General features: G+C 65.5%; 16 protein-coding genes. 9 read left to right on the plus strand and 7 right to left on the minus strand.

The genetic code is table 11. From position 1 onward, the window contains the following. Positions 1–11: 11 nt before the first annotated feature. Entirely contained in the window at positions 12–1,034 is a 1,023-nt protein-coding gene (gene queA, locus ACWYRN_RS06930; RefSeq protein WP_488691739.1) for a tRNA preQ1(34) S-adenosylmethionine ribosyltransferase-isomerase QueA, read from the minus strand. A 106-nt stretch (positions 1,035–1,140) separates the two neighbouring features. Between queA and recG the strand changes: the two genes are divergently transcribed. Together recG and ACWYRN_RS06940 are read left to right on the plus strand one after the other, a co-directional pair. Continuing rightward, positions 1,141–3,201: an ATP-dependent DNA helicase RecG gene (gene recG / locus ACWYRN_RS06935; RefSeq protein WP_488691741.1), complete on the plus strand. Its 2,061-nt coding sequence runs from the start codon at positions 1,141–1,143 to the stop codon at positions 3,199–3,201. A 154-nt stretch (positions 3,202–3,355) separates the two neighbouring features. Beyond that, positions 3,356–4,108 (plus strand): hypothetical protein, encoded by a 753-nt coding sequence (locus tag ACWYRN_RS06940; protein WP_488691742.1) that lies wholly within the window; start codon positions 3,356–3,358, stop codon positions 4,106–4,108. 124 nt (positions 4,109–4,232) lie between these two features. Here the strand turns inward: ACWYRN_RS06940 and ACWYRN_RS06945 are convergent, their stop codons facing one another. From ACWYRN_RS06945 to pyrC, 5 genes are all read right to left on the minus strand, one after another. After that, positions 4,233–4,601, minus strand: coding sequence for a glyoxalase superfamily protein (locus ACWYRN_RS06945; RefSeq protein ID WP_488691743.1), 369 nt, complete (start codon positions 4,599–4,601; stop codon positions 4,233–4,235). Next, entirely contained in the window at positions 4,598–4,957 is a 360-nt protein-coding gene (locus ACWYRN_RS06950; RefSeq protein ID WP_488691744.1) for a hypothetical protein, read from the minus strand. The genes ACWYRN_RS06945 and ACWYRN_RS06950 overlap by 4 nt, the downstream gene beginning before the upstream one ends. Before the next feature lie 96 nt (positions 4,958–5,053). Continuing rightward, positions 5,054–6,046 carry a Gfo/Idh/MocA family protein gene (locus ACWYRN_RS06955; RefSeq protein WP_488691745.1) on the minus strand — a complete coding sequence of 331 codons (993 nt, stop codon included), beginning with the start codon at positions 6,044–6,046 and terminating at the stop codon, positions 5,054–5,056. Beyond that, complete coding sequence (locus tag ACWYRN_RS06960; RefSeq protein ID WP_488691746.1) at positions 6,047–6,853, minus strand: DUF3025 domain-containing protein; 807 nt, start codon at positions 6,851–6,853, stop codon at positions 6,047–6,049. 2 nt (positions 6,854–6,855) lie between these two features. Further along, positions 6,856–7,911, minus strand: a complete 1,056-nt coding sequence (gene pyrC, locus ACWYRN_RS06965) for a dihydroorotase (protein WP_229439918.1) — start codon at positions 7,909–7,911, stop codon at positions 6,856–6,858. A gap of 117 nt (positions 7,912–8,028) precedes the next feature. Here pyrC and ACWYRN_RS06970 point away from each other — a divergent pair, with 117 nt between their 5' ends. The 5 genes from ACWYRN_RS06970 (at position 8,029) to ACWYRN_RS06990 (ending at position 12,632) form a co-directional block, all read left to right on the plus strand. Continuing rightward, the gene (locus tag ACWYRN_RS06970) at positions 8,029–8,298 is read left to right on the plus strand and encodes a YlcI/YnfO family protein (RefSeq protein WP_488691747.1); all 270 of its coding nucleotides are present in this window, start codon (positions 8,029–8,031) and stop codon (positions 8,296–8,298) included. After that, positions 8,295–8,594, plus strand: coding sequence for a type II toxin-antitoxin system RelE/ParE family toxin (locus ACWYRN_RS06975; RefSeq protein ID WP_488691748.1), 300 nt, complete (start codon positions 8,295–8,297; stop codon positions 8,592–8,594). Before ACWYRN_RS06970 ends, ACWYRN_RS06975 begins: the two co-directional genes overlap by 4 nt. A gap of 272 nt (positions 8,595–8,866) precedes the next feature. Next, positions 8,867–10,135 carry a dicarboxylate/amino acid:cation symporter gene (locus ACWYRN_RS06980; protein ID WP_488691749.1) on the plus strand — a complete coding sequence of 423 codons (1,269 nt, stop codon included), beginning with the start codon at positions 8,867–8,869 and terminating at the stop codon, positions 10,133–10,135. A 76-nt stretch (positions 10,136–10,211) separates the two neighbouring features. Then, positions 10,212–11,501 (plus strand): metal-dependent hydrolase family protein, encoded by a 1,290-nt coding sequence (locus ACWYRN_RS06985; RefSeq protein ID WP_488691750.1) that lies wholly within the window; start codon positions 10,212–10,214, stop codon positions 11,499–11,501. A 42-nt stretch (positions 11,502–11,543) separates the two neighbouring features. After that, complete coding sequence (locus ACWYRN_RS06990) at positions 11,544–12,632, plus strand: type II asparaginase (RefSeq protein WP_488691751.1); 1,089 nt, start codon at positions 11,544–11,546, stop codon at positions 12,630–12,632. Between the two features lie 255 nt (positions 12,633–12,887). Here the strand turns inward: ACWYRN_RS06990 and ACWYRN_RS06995 are convergent, their stop codons facing one another. Next, positions 12,888–14,738 carry an ABCB family ABC transporter ATP-binding protein/permease gene (locus ACWYRN_RS06995; protein ID WP_488691752.1) on the minus strand — a complete coding sequence of 617 codons (1,851 nt, stop codon included), beginning with the start codon at positions 14,736–14,738 and terminating at the stop codon, positions 12,888–12,890. 62 nt (positions 14,739–14,800) lie between these two features. On the opposite strand from ACWYRN_RS06995, the gene ACWYRN_RS07000 reads away from it, so the two are divergent. Both ACWYRN_RS07000 and ACWYRN_RS07005 read left to right on the plus strand, forming a co-directional pair. Then, complete coding sequence (locus ACWYRN_RS07000) at positions 14,801–15,241, plus strand: acyl-CoA thioesterase (RefSeq protein WP_229439912.1); 441 nt, start codon at positions 14,801–14,803, stop codon at positions 15,239–15,241. Continuing rightward, the gene (locus ACWYRN_RS07005; RefSeq protein ID WP_488691753.1) at positions 15,241–16,833 is read left to right on the plus strand and encodes an alkaline phosphatase D family protein; all 1,593 of its coding nucleotides are present in this window, start codon (positions 15,241–15,243) and stop codon (positions 16,831–16,833) included. The genes ACWYRN_RS07000 and ACWYRN_RS07005 overlap by 1 nt, the downstream gene beginning before the upstream one ends. The last annotated feature ends 101 nt before the right edge of the window (positions 16,834–16,934 follow it).

Here is a 16,934-nt window from a genome sequence, read left to right on the forward strand (position 1 = left end):
TCTTGACGGGCTTATTTTGAGGTAGTGGTCAGCAGCATGGCGTCGCCATAGCTGAAGAAGCGGTATTCGCTGGCGATCGCATGCGCATAGGCCTTGCGGATCGCGTCGTAGCCGGCAAAGGCCGACACCAGCATCATGAGCGTCGACTTCGGCAGGTGGAAATTGGTGATCAGGCGCGTCACCGTCTTGAAGGTATAGCCGGGCGTGATGAACAGCGCGGTGTCGGCACTGCCCGCCACCAGTTCGCCCGATTGCGAGGCCGATTCCAGCGCGCGCAGGCTGGTGGTGCCGACCGCCACCACATCGCGCCCGGCCGCCTTCGCGGCGCGCACCGCATCGACCGTGTCCTGGCCGATGGTGTACCACTCGGAGTGCATCTTGTGCTCCGACAGGTCTTCCACGCGCACCGGCTGGAAGGTGCCGGCGCCCACGTGCAGCGTCACGTACGCGAACCGCACGCCCTTGGCGGCCAATTTGTCGAGCAGCGGCTGGTCGAAGTGCAGGCCGGCGGTCGGCGCGGCGACAGCGCCCGGTTCCTTCGAATACACGGTCTGGTAGCGCTGCTCGTCGAATTCGCCGGCGTTGTGCTCGATGTAGGGCGGCAGCGGCAGGCGGCCGTGAGCCTCGATCAGGTCGAACACGTCGCCTTCGAAATGCAGGGTGAAGAATTCGCCGGCGCGCTCGCCGGTGGTGACCTCGAAGGCGTCGGCCAGGCGGATGCGGTTGCCCGGTTTCGGCGACTTGGAGGCGCGCACCTGGGCCAGCACGGTGCGGTTGTCCAGCACGCGCTCGACCAGCACCTCGACCTGGCCGCCGGTCTCCTTGACGCCGAAGAAGCGGGCCTTGAGCACGCGGGTATTGTTCATCACCAGCAGGTCGCCGGCTTGCAGTTGGTCGACGATGTCAGCGAAATGGCGGTCGGTAATCTGCTCGCCATCGAGCTGCAACAGGCGCGAGGCACTGCGGTTTGGCAGCGGCAGCTGCGCGATGCGCTCGGGCGGCAAGTCAAAATCGAAATCGGAAAGCGAGTACATTCTGTTCATTTCTGGGAAAATGGGGGCTGGCAGCTTTACAATACGGGCTGCAGCGCGTGCGGCGAACCCTCTATTTTACGTCAGCCCGCGCCAAATTGCCGCAGATATGCCTTCGCCAAAACCCACTTCCGCCCCAAAAACCACAGAAAGCAAGCTCGCCCGCCTTGGCCTGCGCACCGACATGGACCTGGTGCTGCACCTGCCCATGCGCTACGAGGACGAGACAAAAATCGTGTCGATACGCGAGGCCTGCCTGCGCGGCGGCCATGTGTCGCAGGTCGAAGGGGTGGTCACGAAAAACGAGATCAGCTTCAAGCCGCGGCGCCAGCTGCTGGTAACGATTGCCGACGAATCCGGCGACATCCTGCTGCGCTTCATGAATTTCTATGGCAGCCAGGTCAAGCAATTGGCCGAAGGCGTGCGCGTGCGTGCCCGCACCGAAGTCAAGCACGGCTTCTTCGGCGCCGAGATGGTCCACCCTACTTATAAAGTGGTGAACGAAGGCGCGCCGCTGCCGACCTCGCTGACGCCGGTGTATCCGTCGGGCGAAGGCCTGTCGCAGCCTATCCTGCGGCGCGCCATCGGCGAAGCCATGAAGCGGGTCGACTGGACCGACACCGTGCCGCTGGCGATCCGGCGCCAGATGGGCCTGGGCGACTTCGAGCCGTCCGTGAAGCTGCTGCACTACCCGCCGAAGGACGCCGACGAATACGCGCTGATGGACAAGTCGCACCCGGCCTGGACGCGCATGAAGTTCGACGAGTTGCTGGCCCAGCAGCTCTCGCTGAAACGGGCCCAGCGCGCACGCCGCGACAAGGGCGCACCAACGCTGCGCACGGTGGGCGAGCTGTCGAAAGCCTTCCTGCAGGCCCTGCCCTTCAAGCTGACCAATGCCCAGGCGCGCGTGGTAAAGGAAATCAGCGCCGATTTGCGCGAGGGTTACCCGATGCAGCGCCTGCTGCAGGGCGACGTCGGCAGCGGCAAGACCGTGGTGGCGGCGCTAGCCGCCGCCCAGGCCATCGACTCGGGCTACCAGGCCGCGCTGATGGCGCCGACCGAGATCCTGGCCGAGCAGCATTTCAGGAAGATCGCCGCCTGGATGGAGCCGCTCGGCGTGAAGGTGGCCTGGCTCACCGGCAGCCTGAAGAAAAAGGAAAAGGCAGCGGCCAGCGAGATGGCGGAAACGGGCGAGGCGCACCTGGTGATCGGCACCCATGCGCTGATCCAGGACTCGGTGCAGTTCGCCAAACTCGGCCTGGTGCTGGTCGACGAACAGCACCGCTTCGGCGTCGGCCAGCGCCTCACCTTGCGGAACAAGGGCAGCGACGGCCTGGTACCGCACCAATTGATGATGTCGGCCACGCCGATCCCACGCACCCTGGCCATGACCTACTACGCCGACCTGGAAGTGTCCGTCATCGACGAACTGCCGCCGGGCCGCACGCCGATCGTCACGCGCGCCATCGACCAGAACCGGCGCGACGAAGTGATCGAGCGCGTGCACGCGGCGGCGCTGGAGGGCCGCCAGGTGTACTGGGTCTGTCCGCTGATCGAGGAATCCGAGGCGCTGCAGCTGCAGACCGCCACCGAAACCTACGAAACCCTGGCCGAAGCCCTGCCCGACTTGCAGGTCGGCCTGGTGCACGGGCGCCTGAAGCCGGCCGAGAAACAGGTAATCATGGATGCCTTTGCCGCCGGCGAGGTGCACGTGCTGGTGGCGACCACTGTGATCGAGGTCGGCGTGGACGTGCCGAACGCCTCGCTGATGGTGATCGAGCATGCCGAACGTTTCGGCCTGTCGCAGCTGCACCAGCTGCGCGGACGCGTCGGCCGCGGCTCGGCGGCCAGCGTCTGCCTGCTGCTGTACCAGAGCCCGCTGGGCCAAGTGGCCAAGCAGCGCCTGATGACGATGCGCGAGACCACCGACGGCTTCGAGATCGCACGGCGCGACCTGGAAATCCGCGGCCCGGGCGAATTTTTAGGTGCGCGCCAGTCGGGCCAGGCCATGCTGCGCTTTGCCGACCTGGAAACCGACCAGTGGCTGGTCGAGCATGCGCGCGACATCGCGGCCAGTTTGCTCGAGCACGAGACGCCGGCAAACGTGGCCATCGTCGACGCCCACCTGGCGCGCTGGCTGGGCGGGCGCGAAGAGTTCCTGAAAGTCTGATCACTGCAAGGTTTCGTCAAACCTGTGGAATTTTGTGCCATGGTGTGACAATTCGATAGACATTTGGCATCTGTTTGGAGATATCGTTGCGGCCGGAGCAATACGCCCTTGAGGGGCCTTGTTCCGTCCCGATAACAACAAACAAGACTCGGCTATGCCTTATCTCGGACTCGGACTTCACTTCCTCGTCGCGCTCTTCTTTGCGATCCACGCGGTGCGTACCGGACGCCAGATGTACTGGCTGCTGATCCTCTTTTCCTTCCCGCTGCTCGGCAGCATCGTCTACTTCGCGGCCGTCTTCCTGCCGCATTCGCAGATCGAGCGCCAGGCGCGCCTGGCCGGGCGTGCCATCGGTCGCAGCCTCGACCCGGGCCGCGAGGTGCGCGAGGCCCAGGCCGACTTCGACCTGACCCCGACCGCCTACAACCAGATGCGCCTGGCCGGCGCCCTGCTCGACAATGGCCAGAGCGCCGAGGCCGTGGCGCAGTACGACGCCTGCCTGCGCGGACCATTTGCCGCCGACCCGGAAGTGATCTTCGGCGCGGCACGTGCGAAGCTGGCGAACGGGCAGCCGGAGGCGGCGCTGGCGCTGCTGGCGCCGCTGCAGGCCAAGCAGCCGGGCTTCCGCTCCGAGGAAATGGCGCTGGAGCTGGGCCGGGCATATGCGGGCACCGGGCGCGCGGAAGAAGCGGGCGCGCAGTTCGAGACGGCGGTGGAACGCTTTGGCGGGATCGAAGGGCGCGTGGAGCTGGCCTTGTGGGCGCTGGGGAGTGGGCGCCAGGCGCTGGCCGAGCGCGAGTTGCAGGAGATCGCGCATGCGCGCAGGCATATGACCAAGCACACGCGGGGCTTGCACCAGGGTTTGTTCAGGCGGCTGGATGCGGCGGTGGGTGGCGGGAAAGGCTGATCGAGGGATCAGGCGCCGCACAGCGTGGACTCGGGAGTCCACCCTACAAAGCGGGTTCGTAGGGTGGACACCTATGTCCACGCGGTATGGAACGTATGAAAATCCGGGCGGCGGTCGGACGCTGCTATGTGCTGATCGCCGTCGTGAACGTCAACCGGTTCCCGAACGGGTCCTTCACCGACATATCCCGCGTGCCCCAGGGCATCGCATCGATTCCCGGCCGCGCATACGCGTAGTCCTTGTTCGCCAGCTCCGCATGCAGGGCGTCGATATCGTCAACCTCGATACGCATCGCCGCGCCGGGGCAGCAGTCGCCATGGTGCTCGCTCAGGTGCAGCACGCAGCCACCGCGCGAGACCTGCACGTAGAGCGGCAAGCCAGGCTCGAAGCGGTGCTCCCAGTCGACCTGGAAACCCAGGAAGCCGACATAGAATTCGCGCGCCTTGGTTTCGTCGAAGATGCGCAGGATCGGGGCGATGGCGCCCAGCTTCATTGGCCGCTTGCCGAAGCTGCGGCGTCGACACGGGTCAACTCGACCCCATCCACCGTCATCTTCCACTTGTCGCCCTCGCGGTGCGGCGGCTTGCTGACCACGAAGGTCGAGCGCACCAATGCAAAGCCGACGTCGAAGTTATCGCCATCGAAGCCTTGCAGGTCCAGGCTCAGGTCGAGCTTCTTGCCCGGCCGGTCGCGCTTGTACTTGACCTTGCCCTCCTTGTTCAGCTGAAGGCGCATGTCCTTGCCCTGCCAGTCGCCGACGTAGGCCTGCTTGTCGGCGGGGACGGGATCGGCAAAGGCAGCAAGCGGCAGCAGGAGTGCGGCGAGGATGGCGGCGCGAAGGGTATGCATGTTGAACTCCGGGTTGAGAGCACATCGAATAAACGATCCAGTATTCGATGCGCCGCACAGCTTGTCAACATGCATACGCCGCCCGGCGTGGCGCGCTTACGCCAGCCGGTCGGCGTCGTAGCGGACGCCGACCTGGCGCCGGATCTCGTCCATCACGCGCATCAGGGCCAGCGTCTCCTCGTGCGTCATGCCGGGGCTTTCAAGCAGGCCGGCGCGGAAACAGCGCTGCGCCTCCATCGCCTCGTGCACATAGCCGTTGCCGAGATAAGGCGTGTCGACCGTGCGCGTGCTGCCGTCTTCCAGCGCCACCGTCACCGAGCGGGCGCGGTGGAACATGGTGTTCATGCGCACGTGGCCGCGCGTGCCGGACACGGTCAGTTCGCCCGGCGTGCGCGCCAAAAACGAGCAGCTGCACACCGACATGCCGCCGCCCTCGTGCCGTAGCGTGAAGCCGGTCTGGACGTCGACGCCGGTGGGGCCGATCTGCGCCTGCGCATGCACGGCGCGCACCGGCCCGAGCAGGCTGGCCGCGATCGACAGCGGATAGATGCCCAGGTCGAGCAGCGCGCCGCCGCCCAGCGCCGGATTGAACACGCGGTGCTCGGGACCGAAGCTGGCGCGAAAGCCGAAGTCGGCCACCACCTGGCTCACCTCGCCGATCTCGCCCGCGGCAATGATGCGCTTGACCTCCGCCAGCGCCGGCAGGAAGCGCGTCCACATCGCCTCCATCAGGAACAGCTTCTTTTCCCGCGCCAGTGCGACCACCTGCCCGGCCTCGCGTGCATTCACGGTGAACGCCTTTTCGACCAGCGCGCCCTTGCCGTTATTGAGCACCAGCAGCGCGTTCGCCGCGTGCTGGGGATGCGGCGTGGCGATGTAGACCAGGTCGATGTCGCCGGCCGCGGCCAGCGCCTCGTAGGAAGCATAGGCGGCAGCGGCATTGAATTGAGCGGCAAAGGCGTCGGCCTTGTCCTGGCTGCGCGAGGCCACGCCGGCAAGCACGGCATCGGGCAGGTCGGCCAGTGCGGTGGCGAATGCGCGTGCGATCTTGCCGGTGCCGAGGATGCCCCAGCGCACTTGTGTGTTCATTCAGGTTCTCCGTTTCGGGCGGAACACGCCGGTGTCGGCATAGAAGGCGGCGTCCTGCCCCGGCCACCAGCCGGGCACGCCGAGCACCGGCAGCGGCGTGAAGCTGGAGGTGGCCAGGGGTTCGCTCGCCAGCTCGAACGCCACGCGGGCGTCGATCCAGGCGCGCTGTTCATCGGGCGGCAAGGCAAAGTACGCATCGTCGGCGAACACCACGCGCGTATGCGCCGTGATCGCCTTGCGCGGCGCCACCAGCTTTTCCATCAGCGCGTGGCCGAACAGCCAGACCTGGGCATCGCGGCCGAACATGGCGCGCTTCTCGAACAGCGCCGCATCCCAGCAGTGGGCGCGCAGTTCGTCGACCAGCGCGCGGCCCGCGTTCGATACGCGCACCACCAGCAGGGCCGCGTTCTCGTCGAAGATGGTGGCGGCGTCGCGCGCCGGCCCGCGCGACTGCCCCACCCCGCCGGCCGCCGCGATCTGCGCCGCCTGCAAGGCGTTCAGCTGGCGTTTGATCAGGGGGAAGGTCTGCCACACCAGGCCATTGAAGAAGTCGTGCAGGTTGTCGCGCGTGGGCACGCCGCCGGTGGCGCTGATGAATTCCTCGTAGGCCGTCCCTTCGGGCAGCGATTCCTGCGGCACGAAGGTGATCGGCAGATCGCGGTGGTTGCGCAGGGCGAGGCTGGCCGCGTTGCGGTTGAAGGCGGCGCCGAAGCCCGCCGACAAATCGTCGCCTTCGAGGCCGAGGCGCTCGAAGGCGGGGCGGACGCTGTCGTACCAGGGGTGGGACCAGTCGATCTGCGCCAGCATGCTCAAGCCTGGACCATCTTCCAGCCGATGTCCTCGCCGGCGTTCAGCGGCACCAGGCGGTCGTCGCCCATCGGCACCGTGTTCGGAATGGTCCAGTTCTCGCGTACCAGGGTGATGCTGCCTTCGTTACGCGGCAGGCCGTAGAAGGCCGGGCCGTTGAAGCTGGCGAATGCTTCCAGCTTGTCGAGCGCGCCGGCGTCGGCAAAGGCCTGCGTGTACAGCTCCATCGCGTGCAGCGCGGTGTAGCAGCCGGCGCAGCCGCAGCTCGATTCCTTGGCGCCGATGGCGTGCGGCGCCGAGTCGGTACCGAGGAAGAAGCGTTCGTCGCCGCTGGTGGCGGCAGTCACCAGCGCCAGGCGGTGTTCTTCGCGTTTCAGCACCGGCAGGCAGTAATAGTGAGGACGGATGCCGCCGCGGAAGATCTCGTTGCGGTTGTACAGCAGGTGGTGGGCGGTGATGGTCGCCGCGATCGGGCCTTCGGCCTCGGCCACGTACTGGGCCGCATCCTTGGTGGTGATGTGCTCGAAGACGATGTTCAGGGCCGGCAGGTCGCGGCGCAGCGGACGCATCACGCGCTCGATGAACACGGCCTCGCGGTCGAACAAATCGATGTCGTGGTCGGTCACCTCGCCGTGCACCAGCAGCGGCATGCCGACTTCCTGCATCACTTCCAGGGTCTTGTAGCACTTCTTCAGGTCGGTCACGCCGGCGGCCGAATTCGTGGTGGCGCCTGCCGGATAGAGCTTCACGGCGTGGATGAAACCGGTGTCCTGGGCGCGGCGGATCTCGTCCGGGTCGGTGTTGTCGGTCAGGTAGAGCGTCATCAGCGGCTCGAACTGTACACCTTCAGGCAGCGCGGCCAGGATGCGGTCGCGGTAGGCCAGCGCGTCGGCGGCGGTGGTGACCGGCGGCTTCAGGTTCGGCATCACGATCGCGCGCGCGAACTGGCGCGCGGTATGCGGCAGCACGCTGGCCAGCGCCGCGCCGTCGCGCAGGTGCAGGTGCCAGTCGTCAGGGCGGGTGATGGTGATGGATTGCGGGATCTCGATGGTGGACATGGCGGCTCTCGGAATGCGGACGGCGGTATTTTACCTGTATGAAGGATGCAGAGCGCGCTTGCGTCCTGATGCCACCTGTGCGAGACTGCATCGCAATTGCAATGCACGGAGACGCACATGAAAACCTCGACCATTCCTTCGTTACGTGTCAAACCGGAACTACGGTTGGCAGCTGAAAACGTTCTCCAGGAAGGAGAAAGCCTGTCGAGTTTCGTCGAGCAGTCCTTGCGCCGGAATATCCAGCACAGGAAAGCCCAGCAGGAATTCATTGCGCGTGGCCTGGCGTCGGCGGCAGAAGCCGAGCGTACGGGTGAATATTTCGATGCCGACGATGTCTTGCGCGAGCTGGACGTCATGCTCGAAGACGCGGTGAGAGCACAAGAATGAGCTTCAAGGTCCGCTACACCAGGGCGGCGCGGGAAGACCTGCAGCAGCTGTATGCATATCAGCTGCGGCACAGCCTGCAGTCTGCCCGGCGGGCGCGCGACACGATCGCGAAAGGTACTGAGGTACTGAAAGAGTTTCCCTTCACCTGCAGAAAGGCGGATGCGGACAATCCTTTCCTTCGCGAGCTCGTCATCCCTTTCGGTAGCGCGGGCTATGTGGCCTTGTTCAAGATCGACGACAAGGAAACGGTGACGATCCTCGCCGTGCGCCATCAGCGCGAGGATGATTATCTATAAGCGATGATCCGTGAACGGTCTCGCGTGGATAGATTTTCGCTCCACTACTACCCGCCCTTCCCGATTTCGAACATGTTTACAACGGTAGATTCATGCTCTTGGGCGTGCTTGACAGCACTAACAGTGCCTAGGATACTGCGGAACTTGCCAGGATAATCAGAACGTATTCCGTTCGCACGCAGAACCACCCCATTTTGCCCCAGCTTCGCCGGTGCCAGGACCACGAATCCCGGCGCAGGCGGGATAGAACGCAGGCCGACCACAGGACGCACATGAATAATCGAAACCGCCTTACCACTTATATCCTGATCGGCCTCGTGCTCGGCATCGTCGTTGGCTACATCGCCAACACGACCATGGCGGACCCGAAGGGCTTTGCCGACACGCTGTCGCTGCTGACGACCATGTTCCTGCGGCTGATCAAGATGATCATTGCGCCGCTGGTCTTCTCGACCCTGGTGGTGGGCATCGCCAAGATGGGCGATGCGAAGGAAGTCGGCCGCATCGGCGTCAAGGCGCTGGGCTGGTTCGTGATTGCTTCGGTCATCTCGCTGTCGCTGGGCCTGGTGCTGGTGAACTTGTTCCGTCCGGGCGACGCGATGCACCTGGCCGGCATGGCGCCGCCGGTGGACGCGAAGACCGACATCGTCACCACCGGCCTGACGATGAAGGAATTCATCACCCACCTGATCCCGGCCTCGATCGTCGACGGCATGGCCAAGAACGAGATCCTGCAGATCGTCGTGTTCTCGATCTTCTTCGGCACCGCCGCCGCCGCCGTCGGCGCACGCGCCACGCCGCTGATCGACGCCGTCGACGGCATCGCCCACATCATGCTGAAGGTCACCGGCTACGTGATGAACTTCGCGCCGATCGCCGTGTTCGCGGCGGTGGCCGGCGTGATCGCCAAGAGCGGCCTGGGCGTGCTGTCCACCTACGGCATCTTCATGGCCGAGTTCTACCTCGGCATCATCCTGCTGTGGGTGATCCTGATCGGCATCGGCATGGTCTTCCTCGGCCCGCGCGTGCTGCGCCTGATCGGCCTGCTGAAGGAACCGACCATCCTGGCCTTCACCTGCGCCTCGTCGGAAGCGGCCTTCCCGAAAACCCTGGAAGGCCTGGAGAAGTTCGGCGTCAAGAACCGCCTGGCCGCCTTCGTCCTGCCGATCGGCTACTCGTTCAACCTCGACGGCTCGATGATGTACTGCACCTTCGCCGCGGTGTTCATCGCCCAGGCCTACGGCATCGAGATTCCGCTCTCGACCCAGATCATGATGATGCTGGTGCTGATGCTCACCTCGAAAGGCATGGCCGGCGTGCCGCGCGCCTCGCTGGTGGTGATCGCCGCGACGCTGGCCCAGTTCAACATTCCGGAAGCCGGCCTGCTGCTCCTCTTGGGCATCGACCACTTCCTGGACATGGCGCGTTCGGCCACCAACGTGATCGGCAACGGCATCGCCACCGCCGTGGTGGCGAAATGGGAGGGGGACCTCGAGGAGCCCGTGCCGCACAAGGACGTTGCCACATCGCCGCTACGCTGACCGTGGAATAAGAGACACCGGGGCCTTCCAGCAATGGGAGGCCTTTTTTCATAAGAAGAGCAATCGAGGAGACAACATGAAACAGCTGGTCGCAGCGGGTTTGCTGCTTTCCCTGAACGGCGCCCACGCCGCCACCCAGACGGTCGACTGCGGCCGTTTGCTCGACGTGAAAAGCGGCACCTGGCGCGAGCGCGTCAGCATCGTGATCGAGGACGGGACCGTGAAGTCGGTAGGGCCGATGGCTTCCACACCCGTCCCGGGCCGCATCGATTTGTCGGCCAAATCCTGCCTGCCGGGCCTGATCGACATGCACGTGCACCTCACGGGCGAAACCCAGCCCGTGGTCGACGCCTATCGCGACCGCCTGACCGCCGACCCGGCCGACCTGGCCTTCCGCTCGGTGAAGTATGCCGAGCGCACCCTGATGGCCGGCTTCACCACCGTGCGCGACCTGGGCGCCGAGCAGGCCCTGAACGTGTCGCTGAAACGCGCGATCGCGGCCGGCGCGATTCCCGGCCCGCGCATGTTCACGGCCGGTAAATCGATCGCCACCGCCGGCGGCCATGCCGACCCGACCAACAACCTCTCGCACTTCCTCAGCCACGCGATCGGCACGCCGGGTCCTGCCGAGGGCGTGATCAACAGCCCCGACGAAGGCCGCCAGGCCGTGCGCGAGCGCTACAAGGAAGGCGCGGACCTGATCAAGATCACCGCCACCGGCGGCGTGCTGAGCCAGGCCGCCAGCGGCCAGAATTCGCAGTACACCGAGGACGAACTGAAGGCCATCGTCAGCACGGCGAAGGACTATGGCTTTCGCGTGGCGGCCCATGCCCACGGCGCCGAGGGCCTGAAGCGCGCCCTGCGCGCCGGCGTCGACTCGATCGAGCACGGCACCCTGATGGACGACGACAGCGTGGCCCTGTTCAAGAAGACCGGCGGCTGGTACGTGCCGACCATCTCGGCCGGCCGCTACGTGGCCGACAAGGCGAAAGACCCGAACTACTATTCGGCCCTGGTGCGCCCAAAGGCCGCCGCCATCGGCCCGCAGCTGCAGGCGACCTTTGCCCGCGCCTACAAAGCCGGCGTGAAGATCGCCTTCGGCACCGACGCCGGCGTGTTCCCGCACGGCGAGAACGCCAAGGAATTCGGCTACATGGTGGAAGCCGGCATGACGCCGATCGACGCCATCCGCGCCGCCACCATCCACGCCGCCACCCTGCTCGACCAGCCGAAACGCCTGGGGATGCTGGAGCCGGGCTTCGCGGGCGACATCGTGGCGGTGGACGGCGATCCGCTGCGCGACATCAAGCTGCTCGAGCAGGTGAAGTTCGTGATGAAGGAAGGCGTCGTTTACAAGAACCTGTAATCGGGTTCGCGGCGCCAGGTTTTTTTAGTAAGGAGAAGTGCCATGCTGTTCCAACGTTATTCCCGTTCGGCCGCCGCGCTGTTCGGCTTCCTGTTCTGTGTCGCCCTGGCGGCCCAGGCCCAGACCCAGGCTGCTGCCAAGCTGCCGAACGTGACCATCCTCGCCACCGGCGGCACGATCGCCGGCACCGGCGCCACCAGCACCACCACCGTCGGCTACACCGCCGCCACCGTGGGCATAAGGGCGCTGATCGGGGCGGTCCCGGAAATCACCAAGGTGGCGAATGTCACCGGCGAGCAGGTGTTCCAGATCGCCAGCGAGAACATGGGCAACGAGCACTGGCTGCTTCTCGCCAAGCGCGTGAACACCCTGCTGGCGCAGGCCAACGTCGACGGCATCGTCATCACCCACGGTACCGATACGCTGGAAGAGACGGCCTATTTCCTGAACCTGGTCGTCAAGAGCAGGAAGCCGGTGGTGGTGGTCGGGTCGATGCGTCCGTCCACTGCCCTGTCGGCGGATGGCCCGATCAATCTGTACAACGCGGTGATCCTGGCAGGTTCGCAGGAAGCGGTCGGGCGCGGCGTGCTGGTGGCGATGAACGACCAGATCCAGTCGGCGCGCGACGTCACCAAGACGAATACCACGACTGCCGATACCTTCAAGGCCACCGACCTGGGCATGCTGGGTTATATCCAGGGCGGCAAGCCTTACTTCTACCGCGCGCCGGCGCGCAAGCACACGGTGGAGACCGAGTTCGACGTGAGCAGCCTGTCGGCGCTGCCGCAGGTGGAGATCGCGTATGCGCATGCGAACGTGGGGCCGGTGGCGGTGGAGGCGCTGGTGGCCTCGGGCGCCAAGGGGCTGGTGCATGCGGGCGTGGGCAATGGCTCGCTGCCGGCCAAGGTGCGTCCTGCGCTGTCGGCTGCACGCAAGAAGGGGGTGATCATCGTGCGTTCGAGCCGGGTTGGGCAGGGGATCGTGGCGAGGAATGGCGAGGCGAATGACGATGAGCTGGACTTCGTGGCGGGGGATAATCTGTCGCCGCAGAAGGCACGCATCTTGTTGATGCTGGCGTTGACCAAGACCACGAATACGAAAGACATCCAGAAGATGTTCGGGACGTATTAAGGCGGTGTGCAGGAGGTAATGGGGCTGTTGCCTGCCCTGTTATTGGTGGGTTGAATCCGCGTGGGCACGAGTGCCCACCTACGGGAGACGTTACGTATCCGCGTTTCGTATGATCCGCTGTATCGGTGATGGTTTTTGCATGAACTCGCCGATAACGGTAACCGTAGGGTGGGCACTTGTGCCCACGCGGATCATGCGAACCGATACCGCCTCACGCAACAGCGCCACGTCCCCCCGCACGGGACACGACCAACCTCACTCCTCCTGCTGCAACTCCAACGGCGGCGACGCCAACTCCTCATCCGGACGCGCCAGCTGGCGCTCCCACATCTGCGCATACAAACCGCGCGCCGCCAGCAAACTGCCGTGCGTCCCGCGCTCCACGATCCGCCCATGATCGAGCACGATAATCTGCTGCGCATCCGCGATCGTCGACAACCGGTGCGCAATCACCAGCGTGGTCCGGTTCTTCGCAATCTCCTTCAGCTGCGCCTGGATCGCCTGCTCCGACTTCGAATCCAGCGCCGACGTGGCCTCGTCGAAAATCAAAATCGCCGGGTTCTTCAGCAAGGTGCGCGCAATCGCCACCCGCTGCTTCTCCCCGCCCGACAGCTTCAGCCCGCGCTCGCCGACCATGGTGGCATACCCGTCCGGCAAACTCTCGATGAACTCGTGGATCGACGCCGCGCGCGCCGCCGCCACGATGTCCGCATGGCTCGCCCCCGGCCGCCCATACGCGATGTTGTACTCGATGGTGTCGTTGAACAGCACCGTATCCTGCGGCACGATGCCGATCGACGAGCGCAGCGACTGCTGGGTCACGTTGCGGATATCCTGCCCGTCGATGCTGATCGATCCCTTGTTAACGTCATAGAAGCGGAACAGCAGCCGCGACAAGGTCGACTTGCCCGAGCCGCTGTGCCCCACCACCGCCGTGGTGGTCCCGGCCGGAATCGCGAAGTCCACATCGAACAAAATCTGCCGCTTGGATTCATAGCTGAATTCCACGTGCGAGAACGCCACGTGCGCCCCTTTCGTCACCAGTGCCTGTGCCGCAGGCGCATCCGCCACCTCGCGGTTCTGGTCCAGCAGCCCGAACAGGCGCTCCATGTCCGCCAGCGCCTGCTTGATCTCGCGGTAGATCACGCCCAGGAAGTTCAGCGGGATGTACAGCTGGATCATGAACGAGTTCACCAGCACCAGGTCGCCCAGCGACATGGTCCCGGCGATCACGCCTTCGGTGGCGCGCCACAAGATCAGGGTCACGGCGGTGGCGATGATCAGCGACTGCCCCGTGTTCAAGACCGACAGCGAAGTCTGCGAGCGCACCGCCGCGTTCTCGTAATGCTGCAGGCCGGCGTCGTAGCGCTTCGCCTCGTAATCCTCGTTGCCGAAGTACTTCACCGTCTCGTAATTGATCAGCGAGTCGATGGCCTTGGTGTTCGCCTTTGAATCGAGCTCGTTCATGGTGCGGCGGAAGTGGGTGCGCCATTCCGTCACCACGACCGTAAAGGTGATGTAGGTGGCCAGCGCGCCGGCCGTGATCACGGTGAACCAGATGTCGTAGTTGAAGGCCAGGTAGCCCAGCACCAGCGTGATCTCGACCAGGGTCGGCAGCACGTTGAACAGCGAGTAGGAAATCAGGGAGTTCACGCCGCGCGTGCCGCGCTCGATATCGCGCGTCATGCCGCCGGTCTGGCGGTTCAAGTGAAACCGCAGCGACAGCGCATGCAGGTGCCGGAACACTTTCAGGGCGATGGTGCGCACCGCGCGCTGGGTCACGCGCGCGAACAGGAATTCGCGCAGCTCGGTGAACACCGTGGTGGACAAACGCAGCGCGCCATAGGCGATCAGCGCGCCGACCGGCAGCACCAGCAGGGCCTGTGGATGGGCCGGGTCGATGGCCAGCTGGTCGATGAGTTTCTTCAGCACCAGCGGCACGCCGACGTTCGCCATCTTGGCGCCGATCAGCGCGCCGAGGGCGGCAATCACGCGCCATTTGTAGACCCAGAGGTAGGGGAACAGGGTGCGCAGCGTGGCCCAGTCGGTGCGCTGCCGGTCCTTGTTCTCGGGCGGTGGAAGGGATGAAGCAGAGGAGCGTCGCATGACAGGGGTCCGGGATTTGTGGTTCAATTCGGGTCGATTGTAGCTTTTCACGAGAATTCACGATGACCACGCCAGAAAAAGACGACACCCCGACCAACCGCCTGCCGGAAGGGAAGATTCCGCAGCTGCGGGTGATGCCGGGTGCCCCCGACGCCAACATCTATGGCGATGTGTTCGGCGGCTGGATCATGGCCCAGGTCGACATCGCCGGCTCGCTGCCGGCCACCCGCCGCGCGAATGGCCGCGTGGCCACCATTGCCGTCAACTCCTTCCTGTTCAAGAACCCGGTCTTCGTCGGCGACCTGCTGTCGTTCTACGCCGATATCGTCAAGGTCGGCAACACCTCGATCACCGTGTACGTCGAGGTCTATGCCGAGCGCAACCGCCTGCAATCGAACATCGTCAAGGTGACGGAAGCGACCCTGACCTACGTGGCCACCGGCCCGGACCGCAAGCCGCGCCAGCTGCCGCCGCTCGAATCGCTGATCCATCACCAGCAGTAATGGAAGGACTGCGCCGCGCTTTCCTGCTGGACGCGGCGCGCTTCACTGCCGCAAGCACGGCAGCCTCGGCCAGCCTCGGCTTCGCCGCCAGCGCCAGCGCAGCCGGCCCCGCTTATCCCTTCAGTCTCGGCGTCGCCTCGGGTTCGCCGCTGCCGGATGCGGTGATCCTGTGGACACGCATCCTGCACGATCCCCTGGACGCGGCATCGACGCCGCCGCTCGCCCTCACGGTGCGCTGGGAAGTGGCCGAGGACGAGGCCTTCCGCAAGGTCGTGGCCAAAGGCAGCGCGGTCGCCGCCCCGGCGCTGGCGCACAGCGTGCATGTCGACGCCACCGGCCTGCAGCCGGACCGCCCCTACTGGTACCGCTTCATGCTGGGCGACGCGGTCAGTCCCGTCGGCCGCACCCGTACCGCGCCGGCGCCAAACGCCATGCCGGCCATGCTCAAGCTGGCGGTGGCCTCCTGCCAGCACTGGGAGTTCGGCCATTACGCGGCGCACCGCCACATTGCCCAGGCCGCGCCCGACCTCGTGGCTTTCCTCGGCGACTACATCTACGAATGGGGTCCCTACCAGCTGCGCCATCCGCCGCGCGCGGTGCGGGTCGACGAATCGTTCACCCTGGCCCAGTACCGCGCGCGCTATGCGCAATATAAAAGCGACCCGGATCTGCAGGCCGCGCACCGCGCCGCACCCTGGATCGTGACCTGGGACGACCACGAGGTGGCCAACGACTACGCGGGCGACGTCGACGAACGCCTGTCCGCCGATTTCGCCAAGCGGCGCGCCGCCGCCTACCAGGCCTTCTACGAACACATGCCGCTGCGCCTGCCGGTTCCAAAAAACGGCTTCGGCTTCCTGCGCATGCACCAGCGCTACGACTGGGGACGCCTGGCGCGCTTCCACGTGCTCGACGACCGCCGCCACCGTTCCCCGCTCGCCTGCTCGAAACCCGGCCGCGGCGGCTCGAACGTTGTGCTGGCGCGCGCCTGCGCCGAGCTACGCGATCCGAAGCGCACCATGCTCGGCGGCGAGCAGGAAGCCTGGCTGGCCCAGGGTTTGTCGTCGTCGAAGGCGCGCTGGAACATCCTGGCCCAGCAGACGCTGGTGGCGCAGTCGAGCGGCGTGCCGGTGCAAGCGCCAGGCGACGGCCGCTTCTGGACAGATGGCTGGGACGGTTATCCGGCGGCGCGGCGGCGCTTATTGGCGTCCATCGCGAAGAGCGGCGCGCGCAATCCGCTGGTGCTGTCGGGCGACGTCCACACCTTTTATGCCGCCGAACTGCGGCGCGACTTCGGGCGGCCGGTCTCGAAGGCCAATCCGGTGATCGCCGCCGAATTCTGCGGCACCTCGATTACCTCGAGCTCGCGTCCGCAGGCGCGCACCCAGGAAAACGTGGAGCGCAATCCGCACATCCTGTACGGGCGCAGCGACCGCCGCGGCTACATGCTGCTGGAGATCACACCGAAGGCGGCGCAGGCGCGCTTCATGGCGCTGGACGAGGTGCGCGACCCCGCATCCAGGCAGTCGATGCTGGCCGCGTTCGCCGTCGACGATGGCGCGCCGGCCGTCCGCCGGAGCGGCGGCGCCTGAAAAACCCGGCCGTACGGCATGGACAAAAAGTTTAATGGTAACAAGTAACCGGGCCTATTTCGCTTAGAATGACCGGTCCACCGCCGTCCGTAAAGCCCCAT

It is taken from the genome of Massilia sp. BAP21 (assembly GCF_057801335.1).

Coding starts and splice junctions, on each gene's coding strand:
- queA (WP_488691739.1), bottom strand. CDS start 1,034: ATGTACTCGCTTTCCGATTTCGATTTTGACTTGCCGCCCGAGCGCATC.
- recG (WP_488691741.1), top strand. CDS start 1,141: ATGCCTTCGCCAAAACCCACTTCCGCCCCAAAAACCACAGAAAGCAAG.
- ACWYRN_RS06940 (WP_488691742.1), top strand. CDS start 3,356: ATGCCTTATCTCGGACTCGGACTTCACTTCCTCGTCGCGCTCTTCTTT.
- ACWYRN_RS06945 (WP_488691743.1), bottom strand. CDS start 4,601: ATGAAGCTGGGCGCCATCGCCCCGATCCTGCGCATCTTCGACGAAACC.
- ACWYRN_RS06950 (WP_488691744.1), bottom strand. CDS start 4,957: ATGCATACCCTTCGCGCCGCCATCCTCGCCGCACTCCTGCTGCCGCTT.
- ACWYRN_RS06955 (WP_488691745.1), bottom strand. CDS start 6,046: ATGAACACACAAGTGCGCTGGGGCATCCTCGGCACCGGCAAGATCGCA.
- ACWYRN_RS06960 (WP_488691746.1), bottom strand. CDS start 6,853: ATGCTGGCGCAGATCGACTGGTCCCACCCCTGGTACGACAGCGTCCGC.
- pyrC (WP_229439918.1), bottom strand. CDS start 7,911: ATGTCCACCATCGAGATCCCGCAATCCATCACCATCACCCGCCCTGAC.
- ACWYRN_RS06970 (WP_488691747.1), top strand. CDS start 8,029: ATGAAAACCTCGACCATTCCTTCGTTACGTGTCAAACCGGAACTACGG.
- ACWYRN_RS06975 (WP_488691748.1), top strand. CDS start 8,295: ATGAGCTTCAAGGTCCGCTACACCAGGGCGGCGCGGGAAGACCTGCAG.
- ACWYRN_RS06980 (WP_488691749.1), top strand. CDS start 8,867: ATGAATAATCGAAACCGCCTTACCACTTATATCCTGATCGGCCTCGTG.
- ACWYRN_RS06985 (WP_488691750.1), top strand. CDS start 10,212: ATGAAACAGCTGGTCGCAGCGGGTTTGCTGCTTTCCCTGAACGGCGCC.
- ACWYRN_RS06990 (WP_488691751.1), top strand. CDS start 11,544: ATGCTGTTCCAACGTTATTCCCGTTCGGCCGCCGCGCTGTTCGGCTTC.
- ACWYRN_RS06995 (WP_488691752.1), bottom strand. CDS start 14,738: ATGCGACGCTCCTCTGCTTCATCCCTTCCACCGCCCGAGAACAAGGAC.
- ACWYRN_RS07000 (WP_229439912.1), top strand. CDS start 14,801: ATGACCACGCCAGAAAAAGACGACACCCCGACCAACCGCCTGCCGGAA.
- ACWYRN_RS07005 (WP_488691753.1), top strand. CDS start 15,241: ATGGAAGGACTGCGCCGCGCTTTCCTGCTGGACGCGGCGCGCTTCACT.